This is a genomic window from Jidongwangia harbinensis (assembly GCF_020216025.1).
GTDB lineage: Bacteria > Actinomycetota > Actinomycetes > Mycobacteriales > Micromonosporaceae > Actinoplanes > Actinoplanes harbinensis.
Window position 1 is genome coordinate 60,727 of the sequence record NZ_JAIWNC010000053.1, and the last position, 16,200, is coordinate 76,926.

At 72.8% G+C, this 16,200-nt stretch carries 12 protein-coding genes; 5 read left to right on the forward strand and 7 right to left on the reverse strand.

Features of this window, described 5'->3' with window-relative positions:
• Positions 1–9 precede the first annotated feature (9 nt).
• The 3 genes from LDL48_RS39175 to LDL48_RS39185 all read left to right on the forward strand — a co-directional run bounded on the left by LDL48_RS39175 (position 10) and on the right by LDL48_RS39185 (position 4,545).
• Positions 10–1,725, forward strand: coding sequence for a PP2C family protein-serine/threonine phosphatase (locus LDL48_RS39175; protein ID WP_225260245.1), 1,716 nt, complete (start codon positions 10–12; stop codon positions 1,723–1,725).
• The gene (locus LDL48_RS39180) at positions 1,722–2,858 is read left to right on the forward strand and encodes a cobalamin B12-binding domain-containing protein (protein WP_225260246.1); all 1,137 of its coding nucleotides are present in this window, start codon (positions 1,722–1,724) and stop codon (positions 2,856–2,858) included. Before LDL48_RS39175 ends, LDL48_RS39180 begins: the two co-directional genes overlap by 4 nt.
• Positions 2,859–4,302: 1,444 nt before the next feature.
• Positions 4,303–4,545, forward strand: a complete 243-nt coding sequence (locus LDL48_RS39185) for a hypothetical protein (RefSeq protein WP_225260247.1) — start codon at positions 4,303–4,305, stop codon at positions 4,543–4,545.
• Positions 4,546–4,613: 68 nt separating this feature from the next.
• Here LDL48_RS39185 and LDL48_RS39190 read toward each other — a convergent pair whose 3' ends face one another.
• The 6 genes from LDL48_RS39190 to gsmA form a co-directional block, all read right to left on the reverse strand.
• Positions 4,614–5,384 carry a LamG domain-containing protein gene (locus tag LDL48_RS39190; RefSeq protein ID WP_225260248.1) on the reverse strand — a complete coding sequence of 257 codons (771 nt, stop codon included), beginning with the start codon at positions 5,382–5,384 and terminating at the stop codon, positions 4,614–4,616.
• A 173-nt stretch (positions 5,385–5,557) separates the two neighbouring features.
• Positions 5,558–5,938: a DUF6401 family natural product biosynthesis protein gene (locus LDL48_RS39195; protein WP_225260249.1), complete on the reverse strand. Its 381-nt coding sequence runs from the start codon at positions 5,936–5,938 to the stop codon at positions 5,558–5,560.
• A gap of 174 nt (positions 5,939–6,112) precedes the next feature.
• Positions 6,113–9,997, reverse strand: coding sequence for an ATP-dependent RNA helicase HrpA (gene hrpA / locus LDL48_RS39200; RefSeq protein WP_225260250.1), 3,885 nt, complete (start codon positions 9,995–9,997; stop codon positions 6,113–6,115).
• A gap of 43 nt (positions 9,998–10,040) precedes the next feature.
• Positions 10,041–10,820 (reverse strand): aldo/keto reductase, encoded by a 780-nt coding sequence (locus tag LDL48_RS39205; protein ID WP_225260251.1) that lies wholly within the window; start codon positions 10,818–10,820, stop codon positions 10,041–10,043.
• A 50-nt stretch (positions 10,821–10,870) separates the two neighbouring features.
• A complete protein-coding gene (locus tag LDL48_RS39210; RefSeq protein WP_225260252.1) occupies positions 10,871–13,078 on the reverse strand; it encodes an ATP-binding protein in 2,208 nt (735 codons plus the stop codon).
• Between the two features lie 95 nt (positions 13,079–13,173).
• The gene (gsmA, locus tag LDL48_RS39215; protein WP_225260253.1) at positions 13,174–14,307 is read right to left on the reverse strand and encodes a sporangiospore maturation cell wall hydrolase GsmA; all 1,134 of its coding nucleotides are present in this window, start codon (positions 14,305–14,307) and stop codon (positions 13,174–13,176) included.
• Positions 14,308–14,492: 185 nt separating this feature from the next.
• Between gsmA and LDL48_RS39220 the strand changes: the two genes are divergently transcribed.
• Both LDL48_RS39220 and LDL48_RS39225 read left to right on the forward strand, forming a co-directional pair.
• A complete protein-coding gene (locus LDL48_RS39220) occupies positions 14,493–15,392 on the forward strand; it encodes a phosphatase PAP2 family protein (RefSeq protein ID WP_225260254.1) in 900 nt (299 codons plus the stop codon).
• Positions 15,393–15,453: 61 nt separating this feature from the next.
• On the forward strand, positions 15,454–15,978 hold the full coding sequence (locus tag LDL48_RS39225; RefSeq protein ID WP_225260255.1) for a YflT domain-containing protein: 525 nt from the start codon (positions 15,454–15,456) through the stop codon (positions 15,976–15,978).
• 72 nt (positions 15,979–16,050) lie between these two features.
• Here the strand turns inward: LDL48_RS39225 and LDL48_RS39230 are convergent.
• Positions 16,051–16,200, reverse strand: a 150-nt coding sequence (locus LDL48_RS39230) for a sigma-70 family RNA polymerase sigma factor (protein ID WP_225260257.1), incomplete at its 5' end; no start/stop codon positions are given.

Below are 16,200 nucleotides of genomic sequence, written 5' to 3' on the forward strand. Positions count from 1 at the left end.
GGGGGAGGCATGACCACCCAGCTGCCGGACACCACCGGCGACCTGATCGAGGACGCGGTTGCCGTCGTGCCCGCACCCGGCCTCCTGCTGGCCGCCCTGGACGCCTCCCGCGAGGCGGTCCTGCTGTGCACCACCGCGGACGACACGATCCTGCTGGTCAACGCGGCCGCCCGGGAACTGCTGCCGGGTCTGGCACCCGGCCGCACCGCGCTTCAGGCACCGATCACCGGCCTCGCCGAAGCGGTCGCCGCGGGCGAACAGACGTTCACCACGGAGTACGCCGGACGCCACGTGCTCGGCCACCGGCGCAGCCTGGACGACGCCCACTACGGGTGGTATCTGCTCGACTGCACCGAGGAGACCCGCCGCGCCGAGGCCCTCACCCTGGAACAGAGCCGGACCGCGTTTCTCGCCGAGGCCGGCCGCCGGCTGTCGTCGTCGCTGCACCAGCGGCGCTGCGTCCGCACCACGGTCGAGCTGGCGGTGTCGCACCTGGCCGACGCGGCCGTGGTGGTCCTCCCGGCCGACCGCCGGCAGTGCGACTGGCTGCGCCTGGTCACCGCCGGAGCGGTCGAGGAGGGCACGTTCCGCGAGCGGAACCTCGCCGAGGTGCCCGGGCTGGCCGAGGCTCTGGGCGGCTTCCCGCCCATCCCGAGCCGCTGGCTCGACGCCGCGCAGGTGCCCGCCTGGCTGCTCCCCGAGGACTTCGGCCCGGTCGGCGCGCTGCTGGTCACCCCGCTGCCCGGCAACGCCCAGCCGGCCGGTGCGCTGATCCTGGCCCGCCGCGGCCCGCACGCCGTGTTCGCCGCGGACGACGAGATGCTGGCCCGGATCTTCGCGGCCCGCGCCGGCTCGGCCATCTCCGCCGCCGCGCTCTACCGCGAACAGGTGGACACCACCGCCATCCTGCAGGCCGACCTGCTGCCGCCGGAACTGCCGCAGCTGGACGGCATCGAGCTGATCGGCTCGTACCAGGCGGCCCGCGACGCGCTGCGCATCGGCGGCGACTTCTACGACGTGTTCGGCCCCACCGAGACCAGCCCGGAGACCGTCGTGGCGCTCGGCGACGTCTGCGGCAAGGGCCCGGAGGCCGCGGTGCTGACCGGCAAGGTCCGCCAGACGCTGCGCGCGCTCCGGCTGATGGACGCCCCTCCCGCCGCGATGCTCCAGGTGCTCAACCAGGCCCTGCTGCAGGCCGGCCGGCAACACCGCTTCGTGACCCTGGTGGTGGGCGCGGTCCGCCGCACCGACCACGGCCGGGTCGCGATGACGCTGGCCGCCGGCGGGCACCCGCCACCGCTGGTGCTCCGCAACGACGGCACCGTCGAGGAGGTGCCCACCTCCGGCACGCTGATCGGCGTGGTGCACCGCACCGTGGCCCGCACCGCCGAGATCGAACTGGCGCCCGGCGAACTGTGCCTGCTGTACAGCGACGGGCTCACCGAGGCCCGCGGCGGCGCCACCGGCACCGAACACTACGGCGAGCTCCGCCTGCACGACGCGCTCGCCTCGTGCCAGGGACTGCCCGGCACCGCCGTGGTGGAACGCGTCCGCCAACTCGTCTCCGACTGGGTGCACGGCGGCATCCGCGACGACATCGCCATGCTCGCCGTGCGCGCACCCGCCCGTACCCCCCTGAGCCTGCGCGGCGGCGGCGCGCCGAACGTCTCACCGTTCGCGATCGACGCACGCCGCGGAGATCGGCGGACCAGGCAACGCTCGTGACGGCCTTCACCACCACTCCCCCACCGTCGCTCGACGACCCCGCCTTCGCCGACCATTTCCTCCAGCTGGTCGGCGACGGCGACGAGTACGGCGCCGTCGAGGCGGTCACCGCCCTGCTGGACGCCGGCGCACCCCCGCAACGGGTCATGATCGATCTCATCGCCCGCACCCAGTCCCGCGTCGGCGAACTCTGGGCCGCGAACGAATGGTCGGTGGCCCGGGAACACGCGGCGACCGCCATCAGCGAACGCGCCCTGGCCGCGGTGGCCGCCCGCACCTCCGTCCGCCCGTCCCGCGGCCGCATCACCATCGCCTGCGTGGACGGCGAATGGCACGCCCTGCCGGTCCGCATCCTCGCCGAGACCCTGCGCCTGGACGGCTGGCGCGTCGACTTCCTGGGCGCCAGCGTGCCCGGCCCGCACCTGGTCACCCACCTGCACCAGACCGGCCCCGACGCGGTGGCCCTGAGCTGCATGCTGGCGATCCGGCTGCCCCGCGCGCACGCCGCGATCACGGCGAGCCGGTCCGCCGGGGTTCCGGTGATCGCCGGTGGGCGCGGCTTCGGTCCCGACGGCCGGTACGCGAAACGGCTGGGCGCGGACGCCTGGGCCCCGAATGCCGAGGAGGCGGTGGCCCGGCTGTCCGCCGACTGGCCACCGGCCGTCCCCGGGTCTTTCGCCGGGTCCGCTTCCGGCTCCCGGGGTGACCTGCACGGCGACTCTCTCGGTGGCTCCCTCGGCGGCTCCCTCGGCGGCTCCCTCGATGGCTCCCTCGATGGCTTCCTCGGCGACGACGAGTACACCCATGTCGTGCGGCGGCGGGCCGAACTGATCGGCACCGCGATGGAACGGCTGGTCGCGGCGTACCCGGCGATGACCGCCTACGACCGGCGGCAGACCGACGCCACCGCCGAGGACATGGGCCACATCGTCGACTTCCTGAGCGCGGCGCTGTATGTCGGGGACGACCGGATCGTCACCGACTTCGTGGACTGGACGGCCGGGGTGCTGGCGGCCCGGGAGGTGCCACCTGCGGCGCTGGTCGCCGGGTTGCGGTTGATCCGCGACCAGGTACGCGACTGCCCACGGGCCGCAACCATGCTGAACACCGGCCTGACCCGTCTACCGGCCTGACCCGTCTCCCGGCCTGACCCCACCCCCCTTCCCTCGCCCCGGCCCCACCCCGCCGCCCGGTCGCTCTGTCGCCCCGCCGCCCGGTCGCTCTGTCGCCCCGCCACCCGGTCGCTCTGTCGCCCCGCCACCCGGTCGCTCTGTCGCCCCGCCACCCGGTCGCTCTGTCGCCCCGCCACCCGGTCGCTCTGTCGCCCCGCCACCCGGTCGCTCTGTCGCCCGCCACCCGGTCGCTCTGTCGCCCGCCACCCGGTCGCTCTGTCGCCCGCCACCCGGTCGCTTCGTCGCTCTACCGCCCGGTCGCTCTGCCGCTCTGTGGTCGATCTTGGACTTGTGGTGTGAACAAGAGCCGCATCGCACGGATACAACGGGCACCACACGTCCAAGATCGACAGAAGTTGACCGAAGGGCTGGACTTCGCGCGGAGTGCTGCGCTCGTCCGCCGGTGCGCCAGTCAGGTCAGGCGCGCGGCGGCGTCCGCAGTCCACCGACCGGCCGGGGCGTGGGGAGTCACGGCACCGCCCGCACCCCAACTCCCCACAGCCCACCAAGACGCGACAGACGTGGGGAATCGCGGCACCGTCCCCACCCCAACTCCCCACAGCCCACCAAGACGCGACAGACGTGGGGAATCGCGGCACCGTCCCCACCCCAACTCCCCACAGCCCACCAAGACGCGACAGACGTGGGGAATCGCGGCACCGTCCCCACCCCAACTCCCCACAGCCCACCAGGACGCGACAGACGTGGGGAATCGCGGCACCGTCCCCACCCCAACTCCCCACAGCCCACCAGGCCCGGCACCGCCACACCTCGGTTCCATACGGGACATCAGGGCATGGGCGCCTCAAGTCCACACGAGCGTGGGCGCGTCCACGCACCGTGCCCGCCGCACGATCTCGGCATGAGCGGATCGCGGCGCAGCGAACGTCTCGAACCGCCCCTCGGCGCCACGCAGCCACCCCCGCCTCCACTGGACGACACCACTCATTGATCTTGAACTCGTAATGCCGGAAATATCGGTCTGATGCGTTTTTGTCCCTACCACAACCAAGATCGACGACCGGGCGGTACCGGTGGGACTGGTGCAGGGTTGGCGGTGGGGCACGGTGAGCGGTGGGGCACGGTGAGCGGTGGGGCACGGTGAGCGGCGGGGCACGGTGAGCGGCGGGGCACGGTCAGCGGCGGGGCACGGTCAGCGGCGGGGCACGGTCAGCGGCGGGTTAATGGGTTGCGGGGGTGGGGTGGGGGGATTAGATTTTGGGCATGATCTCCTGACGTCGTGTGTTGAGGGCCCCGCTCGCGTGCGAGCGCTGTGTTGCCCACGCCCGGTTCCGGGTGCTCCGGCGGCGTCGTCCGCCGTGGGACCGCCACCGCGCCGACCCCGGGACGCGTTCACTTCTCTTCTCCACCACGGTCGCCCGCCTCGCTCCGAGGAGGTAGCAGCATGCCTGCGCACGATTTCACCGTTCCCGTCGATCCCGACGATCTGGCCCGCCGCGAGATGGCCGTCGCCGTACCCCTGCCGTCCCTGGCCGGGAAGCAGCGGCCCGGTGCGGACCGGGTCACGGCCGATCACCATGGTGCCCGGGACGCCCGGCTGGCCTCGCGCCAGCGGTCCGAGCGGGACCGCGCGGGTCGCGCCGCCGGTGCCGGCGGTGGCCGCTCGTACGCGTTCCGGCGCAGCTGAGCGGCGGCACCTGCGCGCGGAGGGGCCGGGACGTGGACACGTCCCGGCCCCTCTGCCGTGTGCGGGGGTCAGCCCAGGCGGGCGTACACGTTGTCGAGGTAGCCGTGGTACATGTCGCTGTTGGTGTTGAAGTTCGGGCCGCCGATGCGCAGCGGCTTGTCGTTGAGGATGCTCAGGGTGGCGGGTACCGCCACCCGGCCGCGGGCCACGCCGTCGACGTACACGGCCATGGCGCCGCCGATCCGGACGCACTGGACGTGGTGCCACTTGCTGTCCGCCACGGTGATGCTGGAGCGGACGATGTAGGCGGTGCTGTTTCCGCGGCCCACCACCACGCACTGCGCGCGGCCGTGAGTGGCGCCGACCTGCAGCTTCCACTGGCTTTCGGTGGTCGCCACGCCCTTCTGCACGACGTTGGACGAGCCGGCCAGGTGCGCCTTCGAAAGGTACAGCGTGGCGCCCCAGCGGAACGACCGGACGCCGGGGTCCAGGTCGGGGTCGTCGGAGCCCTGGAGCAGGGCCCGGGGGCAGAACGTCGCGGTCCTGGCGCAGCGCGCCGGGAAGCCGATGTAGCGGCCGGTCTTCGTGGTGAAGAAGCGGATCGTGCCGCGGTCGGCGGTGCGGATGGTCAGCGGGGTGCCGCGGCCGGAGTTCTCGGCGACGCGGCCGGTGGCGGTGGCGCCGCGGTCGAACGTGTAGTGCGCCACGGTGGCCGGCGCGGCGGTCGCGGCGGTGGCGGTTCCGGTGGCGGCGGTTCCGGTGGTCGCGGTGACCGCCAGGGCGGGCACCGCCGGAACGGCGACGAGAGCGATCGTGAGGAGCCGGACAGAGAGCTTCATGCCAGCAAACGTACTTTTGTCCGCTTGTGGAGAAAAGAGCGGCTTGGGGGTGTTTCGGGTGACAAAGGTGACCGGTACGGACCGTATCCTTCGACGTTACGGCTTTGTCTCCCACCGGAATTTCCGGTTGTGTCGCGGCGTGTTCCGGGGCCGGGGCCCGCGTGGTGACCGGCTCAGAGCAGGTCGCCGGACTCGGCGATCAGGCAGACCGCCACCAGGCGCATGAGGTGCCACTCGGCGGTCAGCCAGGCACTTCCGGAGAGGTACGCCTGCCCGGGCTCGGGCACCGGCCGTCCCATCCGGGCCGCGGCCGCGACGATCGACTTCGCGTACGCCGCCAGCCCTTCGGCGTCGACCGCACGTCCCGCGCCGTGCAGCGCGTCGCGGACCGCCGCGGCGTGCTGGTCGACCTGCGCCAGCAGGCCGGCGTCGCCGAACGCGGCGGCCAGGCCGTCCACGCCCACCCGCGCCATCATCTCGTCCAGCAGCGCGCGGGCCGGGTCGACGGCGGGAGCGGCGGAAATCGGGGCGAAAGCGAGGAATTCGTTCGTCATGCCGGCAACGCTAGGGCCTCGCCGGACCGCACGACAGTGGGGTAACCGAACGGCACCCCAGGCTCTCCGACCCCGCACCCGAACCTCCTCCGCGCGACGATCCGTTCGGCCTGCTGCTACCCCGCGACCGCGGAACGGAACCGCCCGTCCACGAAAGAAGACCCCGGGCCGGGATCAGGCCGGCAGCTGGTCCATCGCGCGGAAGATCCGCTTGTCGGAGACCGGGTACGCGGTGCCCAGCGACTGCGCGAAGAAGTTCACCCGCAGCTCCTCGATCATCCAGCGGATCTCCCGCAGCCCCTCGTCCGCCGGCCCGCCCGGCGGCAACTCGGCGCGCAGTTCGCGGTACTCCCGCTCGATCTCGTGCACCTGGGCCATCAGCTGGCGGTCCCGGGGCAGGTTGCCGGGCAGCCGGTCCAGCCGGTACGCGATCGCCCGCAGGTAGCGCGGCAGGTGGTGCAGCTGCCGCCAGCCGGTCTCGGTGACGAAGCCGGGATGCACCAGCCCCTTCAGCTGTTGCCGGACGTCGGCCAGCGCGGGCACCAGGGCCGGATCGCGGGTGCCGCTCAGCCGCTGGTCCACGTCGTACGTGGTGGCCAGCACCGCCTGTACCTGGGTCACCACATTGGCCACCGCGTCCACCAGGTCGGCGCGGACCTGCTCGCGGAGCGCGGTGAAGGCCGCACCGTCCCAGGCCGGCCCGCCCGCGTCGGCGACCAGCTTGTCGACGGCCGCGCCGGCGCAGTCGTCCAGCAGGTCGGCGATCGAGCGGTACGGGTTGGCCCGGCTCAGCTCCAGCTTCGCCCGGTTGTCCAGCCGGCCCTGCAGGTACCGGGCGGCCGGCGGGAGCGTGAGCAGCAGCAGGCGCCGGGTTCCGGCCCGCATCGCCTCGCGCTGTTCGCTCTCGGTCTCGAAGACCCGCACGGCCACGCTGGTGCCCTCGTCGGCCAGCGCCGGGTGGACGGTCACCTCGTAGCCGCCGCGGACCTGCGCGACCCGGCGGGGCAGCGTACCGAAGTCGTTGGTGGTGATCCCGGTCCGTTCCAGGTTGCCGGCGGCGGCCGAGATCGTCGCCTGCACCTTGGGGGCCAGCGCCCGGCGCAGCACGTCCAGGTCGCGGCCCTCCCCCAGGGCCTTGCCGTGTTCGTCGAGGACCCGGAAGTTCATCCGCAGGTGGTCCGGGAGCTGGTCGGGGCGCCAGGCGTCGCGGGGCACCACGGTGCCGGCCAGCCGGCGCAGCTCCGCGCCCATCGCGTCGACGAGCGAGCCGCGGCGGGCCGGGATGCGGTCCAGGACCGCGGCGGCCCAGTCCGGCACGGGTACGAAGTTGGTGCGCAGCGCCTTGGGCAGGGCCCGGATCAGCGCCACCACCACCTCCTGGCGCAGCCCCGGTACGGACCAGACGAAGTCCTCCGGGTCCAGCTTGTTGAGCAGCGCGAGCGGGACCTCGACGGTGACGCCGTCGGCGGCCGCGCCCGGCTCGAACTGGTAGCTGAGCGGGAGCCGGACACCTTCGGCGAGCCAGGCGTCCGGGTACGCGTTCGGGTCGACCGCGTCGCGACCGGTGTTGACGAGCAGTTCGCGGGTGAACGTGAGCAGGTCCGGATCGGTGCGCCGGGCGTGCTTCCACCAGCTGTCGAAATGCCGGGCGGACACCACGTCGGCCGGGATGCGGGCGTCGTACAGCGCGTACACGGTCTCGTCGTCGACCAGGATGTCGCGCCGCCGGGCGCGGTGCTCGATCTCCTCGATCTGCGCCAGCAGCTTGGCGTTGTGCGCGAAGAACGGGTGGTGGGTGTCCCAGTCGCCCTCCACCAGGGCGTGCCGGATGAACAGCTCGCGGCAGGCGACCGGGTCGACCCGGGAGTAGCCGACCTTGCGCCGCGGCACGATCGGCAGGCCGTACAGCGTGACCTTCTCGTAGGCCATCACCGCGCCCTGCTTCTTCTCCCAGTGCGGCTCGCTGTAGCTGCGTTTCACCAGGTGCGGGGCGAGCTTCTCGGCCCATTCGGGTTCGATCCGGGCGTTCACCCGGCCCCACAGCCGCGACGTCTCCACCAGCTCGGCCGACATCACCCAGCGCGGCTGCTTCTTGAACAGCGCGGAGCCCGGGAAGATGGCGAACTTGGCGCCCCGCGCGCCGAGGTACTCGCGCTTGTCGGTGTCCTTCAGTCCGATGTGGCTGAGCAGGCCGGCCAGCAGCGCGGTGTGCACCTGCTGGCCGGGCGCGAGACCGTCCCGGTCCTCGGCGATGGTGAGGCTCAGCCCGCGGGCCACCTGCCGCAGCTGCGCGTAGATGTCCTGCCACTCGCGGACCCGCAGGTAGTTCAGGAACTCGGCGCGGCACAGCCGGCGGAACTGGTTGCCGGACAGCTCCCGCTGCTGCTCGCGCAGGTAGCGCCAGAGGTTGAGGTAGCTGAAGAAGTCGGATTCCTTGTCGGTGAACCGGCCGTGTTTCTCGTCCGCCTGCTGCTGCCGGTCGGCGGGCCGCTCGCGCGGGTCCTGGATGGACAGCGCGGCGGCGATCACCATCACCTCGGCCACGCAGTCATGCCGGTCCGCCTCGATCACCATGCGGGCCAGGCGCGGGTCGACCGGCAGTTGCGCGAGCTGACGGCCCAGCGGGGTGAGCTTGCGCTCGGCGAGCGCACCGAGCTCCTCCAGCAGTTTCACGCCGTCCGTGACGTTGCGGTGGTCCGGCGGGTCGATGAACGGGAACTTCGCCAGGTCGCCCAGGCCGAGCGCGGTCATCTGCAGGATGACGCTGGCCAGGTTGGTACGCAGGATCTCCGGTTCGGTGAACGCGGGGCGGGCCTCGAAGTCCTCCTCGGCGTACAGCCGGATGCAGATGCCGTCCGAGGTCCGGCCGCAGCGTCCCTTGCGCTGGTTCGCGCTGGCCTGGGAGACCGGCTCGATCGGCAGCCGCTGCACCTTGAGCCGGCTGCTGTAGCGGGAGACGCGGGCGGTGCCCGGGTCGATCACGTACCGGATGCCCGGCACGGTCAGCGAGGTCTCCGCCACGTTGGTGGCGAGCACGACGCGGCGGCCGGTGTGCCGTTCGAAGACGCGGTGCTGCTCGGCGGCGGACAGCCGGCCGTACAACGGGACCACCTCGGTGTTGCGCAGGTTCCGGCGGTTCAGCGCGTCCGCGGTGTCCCGGATCTCCCGCTCGCCGGAGAGGAAGACCAGGATGTCGCCGCTGCTCTCGGCGCCGAGCTCGTCGACCGCCGCGGCGATGCCGTCGATCTGGTCCTGCTCGGCGTCGACGTCCAGCGGGCGGTAGCGCACCTCCACCGGGTACGTCCGGCCGGACACCTCGATCACCGGGGCCGGCCCGCCCGGCCCGGCGAAGTGCTCGGCGAACCGCTGGGTCTCGATCGTGGCCGAGGTGATGATGAGCTTCAGATCGGGGCGGCGCGGCAGCAGGTCCCGCAGGTATCCGAGGATGAAGTCGATGTTGAGGCTGCGCTCGTGCGCCTCGTCGATGATCAGGGTGTCGTAGCGGTACAGCATCCGGTCGTTCTGGATCTCGGCGAGCAGGATGCCGTCCGTCATCACCTTGACCATGGTGTCGTCGGTGACCTGGTCGGTGAAGCGGACCTTGTAGCCCACGGTGGACCCGAGATCGGTGCCGAGTTCCTCGGCGATCCGCTCGGCGACCGTGCGGGCGGCGATCCGGCGCGGCTGGGTGTGCCCGATCTGCCCGCGGACGCCGCGGCCCAGTTCCAGGCAGATCTTCGGCAGCTGGGTGGTCTTGCCGGAGCCGGTCTCGCCGGCCACGACCACCACCTGGTGGTCGCGGATCGCCGCCAGGATGTCGTCGCGGCGCTGGCTGACCGGTAACTCGTCGGGGTACGTGAGCGGCGGGACCGCGGCGAGCCGGGCGTCCAGGCGTACCCGGGCCGCCTCGATCTCGGTCTCGATCTCCGCCAGCACGGCGGCGCGGGCCTGGTCGTCGCGGATTTTCCGGGTGCCCTCGAGCCGCCGCTGGAGCCGCCGCTCGTCGCGCGGGAGCAGATCGGACATGCGGCTGCGGAGCTCGGGAAGTGTCACAGACATGGCGCAGCAAGAATAGGCAGATCCGCACCACAACGCCCGGTGATTATCCCCGCGTTGCCAACCCGTCGATCGCCGACATCTCGTCGTCGGTGAGCGCGAAGCCGTCGACGGCGGCGTTGCCGGCGATGCGTTCCGGGGTCTTCGACTTCGGGATCACCACGATGCCGCGCTGCACGTGCCAGCGCAGCACCACCCGGGCCGGGTCGACGCCGTGCGCGGAGGCGATGCCGGTGAGCACCGGATCGTGCAGGTTCGTGGTCTTGAACGGGCTGTACCCCTCGACCACGACGCCGCGCTCGACGTGCTCGGCGACCAGTTTCGCGTCGTACAGGCTGGGCCCGAACCGGATCTGGTTGACCGCCGGCGCCTCGCCGGTGGCGCCGGTCAGCTCGTCGATCTCGGCGATGCTGTAGTTGCTGACGCCGATGTCCCGCACCCGGCCGGCGTCGCGGGCCGCGACGAACTCGCGCCAGGCCGGCACCGACCGGCCGCGCGACGGCGGCCAGTGGATCAGCCACAGGTCGATCGCGTCCACGCCGAGCGCGCCCAGGCTGGCGTCGAGGGTGGCGCGTTCCCGGCCGACCCGCTCCGGCGGCAGCTTGGTGGTCAGGAAGACCTCGTCCCGGGGTACGCCGGAATCGCGCAGGGCCCGGCCCACCTCGGCCTCGTTGCCGTACATGGTGGCGGTGTCGATGTGCCGGTAACCGGCCAGCAGCGCGTCCCGGACCGCCTGGTAGGCCGCGTCGCCCCGGATCTGCCAGGTGCCGAAGCCGAGCAGCGGCATCCGGCCACCGCCGGGCAGCGGTGCGGAGGGAATGGTCATGGTGTCGTCCTTCCCGGAGGGTTCTCCCATCTTGCCCGGCCGGCGGCGGATCACACCGACTGCTCGACGGCGGCGGGTTCCGGCTCGATGGCCGGCTCCGGCTCGGTGGCCAGCGGCAGGGTGAAGTGGAAGCGGGTGCCGCCGCCGAGGTTGTCGGTGACCCCGATGGCGCCGCCGTGGCGTTCCACGACCCGGCGGCAGATGGCCAGCCCCAGGCCGGTACCGGCGTACCCGGCGGCGGTATGGGCCCGGTGGAACGACTCGAAGATGTCCGGCTTGTCCTCGTCCGGGATGCCGATGCCGCGGTCGGCCACCTCGATCCGGGTCCAGCCCTCCCCCGCCTCGGCCGCGGTCACGTCGATCCGGGCACCGCGGCCGGGCTGCACGTACTTGACCGCGTTGCCGATCAGGTTGTCCAGCACGTGCCGCAGCATGTCCGGATCGGCGTCCACGGACGGCAGCGGACCGACATAGACGTCCGGGGCGCCCGTGTCGCCGGGACGCAGGTGCGCGGTGCGGCCGTGGATGACGTCGGCGACCAGCGGTCCCAGCGCCACGGTGTGCCGCCGCAGCGGCGCGTCCCGGCTGGTGGTGTACGCCAGCAGGGTGTCGATCAGCCCGGCCATCCGGTCCACCGCGTACCCGATCCGGGTCAGCGTGGCGCGGGCCTCGGCCACCGCCGGTCCCGCCGGCGCGTCGGCCAGTTCGTCGTCGGCCGTCTCGCAGTGCCCGCGGATGACCGCGAGCGGTGCCTTCAGGTCGTGCGCCACCACCCCGGCGAACACCGCCAGGTCGTTCTCGTAGCGGCGCAGCTCGGTGATGTCGTGGAAGACGGCGACCGCGCCGGGCTGACCGGCGCTCGGATCCAGCGGCCGGCCGTCCACGCTGATCAGGATGCCGTCCGGCCGGCTGGGGTTGCGGACGAGCATCTCCACGCCGTCGGACGACTCGCCGTGCAGGGCGCGCAACAGCGGCATCTCCTCGACCGGGAACGGGGTGCGCCCGTCCGGCCGGAACAGCCCGTAGTGCTGCTGCCACCGGTCCGGGCCGTCCGCGTCCAGCTCCATGCCGAGCAGCGCCTTGGCCGCCGGGTTGTGCAGCAGGAAGGCGCCGTTGCCGTCCACCACGCCGACGCCGTCGCCCAGGCTGGCCATGATCGCGCCGAGCAGGCCGGCCTGGCGGCGCGCCTCCGCCTCCGCCTCGCGCAGCTCCGCGGTGGCCACCCGAACCTGGTCGCGGGCCCGGTACCGGCCGGTGGCCAGCACGTACACCAGCCCGGCGAACATCAGGCTGACCGTGAGGCCGCCGCCCAGCACGATCGCCGGCAGGCTGGTGCGGGCGCCCGGCAGGTACGCCGAGTTCGCGCCGGTGATCAGCGTCCAGTGCCGGTTCGCGACCGGGAACCCCGCCTCGCGGCGCAGGTCGACGGTGCCGCGGGCGGTGTACGCGGCGACCACGACCCGGCGGCCGTCGCCGTCCGTGGCCAGCAGCGCCCCGTCCAGGTGGCCCTGGCTGGCCAGGCTCAGCACGCTGCCGAGGAAGTCCTGGCCGTGCATGCCGAGCACGATCCAGCCGCGGAACCGCGGATCGCCGCCGGGGGTGTAGACCGGCGCGGCGAAGACGAACGACAGCTGCTGCCGCGGGGCGGGCAGGCCGCGGTCGCGCAGCAGCACGTACGTGTCGGAGACGGTGGCCCGGCCGGTGCGCCGCGCCTCGTTCAGCGCCGCGGTGGCTTCCGCGGAGGCGGCGACGTCGACGCCGGCCGTCGCCGGGCCGTCGGTCTCCATCTCCCGGGCGAAGATCGAGAACAGGTGTTCCTCCGGGTCGCCGCGCGGCACCAGTTGCAGCCCGGTGGCGCCCCGGCCGCGCCAGAACGCCTGGGTCGCGGCGATCTTCTCGGGCGCAGTGGGCACCACGTACGCCACCCGGGTGGCACCCGGCAGACCGGCGGCCCGCAGCGGCGCGGTGGCCGACTGGAAGTCCGCGGCGGTGAACCGGTCGTCGGTGCCGGCGCCGGCCGCCACGGCCTGCAGCAACGCCTGGTAGCGGCCGGTCTCGGCGAGCACCGCGGCCCGGGCCACCGCGGTGCGCTGGTCCATCACCCGATCCGCGTCGGCGCGCTGCGTGGAGCGCAGGCCGGCGGCGATGAACCCGGTGATCGCCACGCCCGCGATCAGCAGGAGGAGTGCGAGGACCGGGCCCAGCAGCCGGGCACGGCGGCAACCACCGGCCGCGACGTCGCGCGTACCCCGTCGCATCACTGAACCGTCCGCCCCGTCGGTCTACTGAACGGAGCATAAGACGCGAATCACCCCCGTCGGCGGGATTCCGCCGACGGGGGTGACGAGCGCGGTCACTTCCAGGTGTCGTACTGGTACAGCTTGTGCTTCGCCATGATGCCGGTGATCTTGGTGTAGTAGTTCGGGTCGGTGGCGTAACCGGCCTTCCACACGTTCCAGATGAACTTGTTCGCGTTCGTGGTGTAGGCGAACGCCGGCTTGTAGCGGCTGTTCACGTTCAGGAAGTAGCCGTGGTCCCGGAACGAGTTCGCCATCGACGGGTACGCCCGGAACGTCGCGGTGGTGGTGAAGCAGTTGCCCGCCTTCGTGCACTCCTGGGTCACGTACGTGTGGCAGCCGTGGGCGTACTTGCCGTACTTGCCGTTGAAGCACTTGATCCCGAAGTAGTTCCGGTCCGTGGCGGAGAGCTTGCTGCGGCCCCAGCCGGACTCCAGGATCGCCTGCGCGATGGTGACCGACGGCGGCACCCGGAACTCCCGCCACCCCAGCTGCGCACCCGGCACGGCGGCCCGGATGAACTGCTCCGGGGTCAGCGCCGGACCCGTCGGCACCGGTGCGGTGGCGCCCTTGCAGACGGTCAGCGTGGGCGTGACGACGTACGCGTGCGAGATGTAGGTGCCGTTGGTGAGCTGGTTCCACTGGTTGGTGGTCCGCACCGTGCCGGCGATCTTCTGCCCGACCACGCCGCACACCAGGTGCACCGTGGCACCGTTCGGCAGCGAACCCTTGAGCGCCGCCGCAGCGGACGCGCCGGCCCGCAGGTTCACCGCGCCGTCGGTGCTGCGTACCGTGCCGACCTGGTAGGCCGGGGTGGTCGGGACCGGCTTGGTCTTGACCGGGACGGCGCGCGGCGCGGTGCAGCGGACGATGCTCGCCGACTGCCGCAGGTAGGCGTACGACAGGTAGCGGCCGGGGCCGACCCGGCCCCACAGGTTGCTGGTCCGGACCGAGCCGCGCACCGTGGTGCCCGGCGTCACGCAGGACACCGTGACCTTCTGGTTGTTGCGGACCGAACCGACGATCGCGGCGGCCAGCGACGGCGTCGAGCGCACCTTCAACGTGCCGGCGACCTGAACGGTGGCGGTCACGCCGGCCGCCTCGGCGGCCGCCGGCGCAACGACCAGACCGGCCCCGATGGCGGCCACCAGCAGCGGGCCGGTGAGCAGTCGGCGGGTGAGGTGCAGCATGTGGAGTACGTCCCTTCGTCGGCGTCACCCCGAAGTTCGGGGGGCACCGTTGCGGGGCGAGGGGACGAACGGGTGCGGCTCGGTTGCCACCCCAATTTCGCGGTGATTCCGGCCCGGCGAGGCTTGAAAACCGGTCCGTTCGGGCATGGTGTGGCGCGCAGACGGACATACAGGAGGACCGCGTCATGACCGCCCTGGCAGCTCGCCCCACCGCGGCACCACCCACCCGCGGCCTCTGGTACGTCTGCGCACCGGCCGTCGTCGCGGTGCTCGCCGCCGTCGCGGTCGCCGCGATCTACCAGGTGTTCATCGGATCCGGTCTGGGCCAGTCGGTGGACACTTCCGCGCTGCGCGGCGCCGACGTCGACCACCCCCGGGTGGTCGACGTGCTCAGCCGTACGCTCAACGCCACCTCGCTGCCCAGCCTGGTGCTGGTCTGCGTGGCCGTGGCCGCGATCGGCATGGTGCGCCGCCGGATGGACCTCGCGGTCGGCGCCGCGGTCATGGTGATCGGCGCCAACCTCACCATCCAGCTGCTCAAGGCCCGGCTCACCCGGCCCGACCTGGACGGCTTCCCGGCACCGAACTCCTTCCCCAGCGGCCACGCCGGCGCCGCCGCCTCGGTGGCGTTCGCGCTGCTGCTGGTGCTGCCCGCCGCGATCCGGGGCGTGGTGGCCCTGATCGGCGCCACGTACGCCTCGGTGATCGCGGTGGCCACCGTCTGGGCCGAGTGGCACCGCCCGAGCGACACGGTGGCCGCCCTGCTCATCGTCCTGGCCTGGGGCGGGCTGGTCGCGGCCGCACTACGGGCCAAGCGGCTGCACGAGCCCGGACCCGCTCGGCGGCCCAGCCGGCTGACCGCGCTGGTGTTCCTGGTGGTCGGCACGATCACCGCGGCGGCCGGGCTGGTCGGGCTGGTCGCCGTCATCCTCAGCGAACGGGTCACCCCGGACCTGGTCTCCGCCCAGTTCGCGTTCCTGACCGGCGCGGCCTGCATCATCGCGACCGTCGCCGCGACCTTCCTGCTCTGGGTACGGCTCGCCGGCGACCGTCCGGTCGACGCCGCCCCCGACCCGGCGGAGTAACCCCCGCCGACGTTCACCGACCGGCGGAGCGGACAGCCCGCCGACCAAGGAGGCGCACGCCATGACCACCCCCTCCGACATCCCGCCCGCGCCCAGCGGCCAGCCCGTCGACCTGGGCACCGCCGCGGCCGCCCCCACCGTCGCCGTGGCCACCTACCCCGAGTACCCGTCCGCCCAGCGCGCCGTGGACTATCTGTCGGACAACAAGTTCCCGGTCGAGCGCACCGCCATCGTCGGCACCGACCTGCGGCTGGTGGAGAACGTGCTGGGCCGGTTGACCACCGCCCGCGCGGCACTCGCCGGAGCGGCCAGTGGCGCCTGGTTCGGCCTGTTCATCGGGCTGCTCTTCGGCATCTTCAGCAACTCCAGCTGGCTGGCGGTGCTGGTGGTCTGCATCGTGATCGGCGCCGTGTGGGGCGCGATCTTCGGCGCGATCGCGCACGCCATGACCGGCGGGCGGCGGGACTTCACGTCGCGCAGTTCGTTGCAGGCGAGCCAGTACGCGGTGGCGGTGGACGCGGAGGTCGCGGACGAGGCCCGGCAGCTGCTCACCCGGCTGAACTGGCAGACCTCCGGCGCGCAGTGAGCCGGAGGTTCCTTCGGCGCGGGCGGGCGGCGAGCGTGGAGCGGGCCGCCCGCCCGAACCGGACGGCGGCCGTCAGAGGCCGGTGGCCAGCTCGCTGCGGAGCTTGGTGAGGGCCTTGGTCAGCAGCCGGGAGACGTGCATCTGGGAGATGCCGATCTGGTCGGCGATCTGCGACTGGGTGAGGTTGCCGTAGAAGCGCAGGGTGAGGATCTTCTGCTCGCG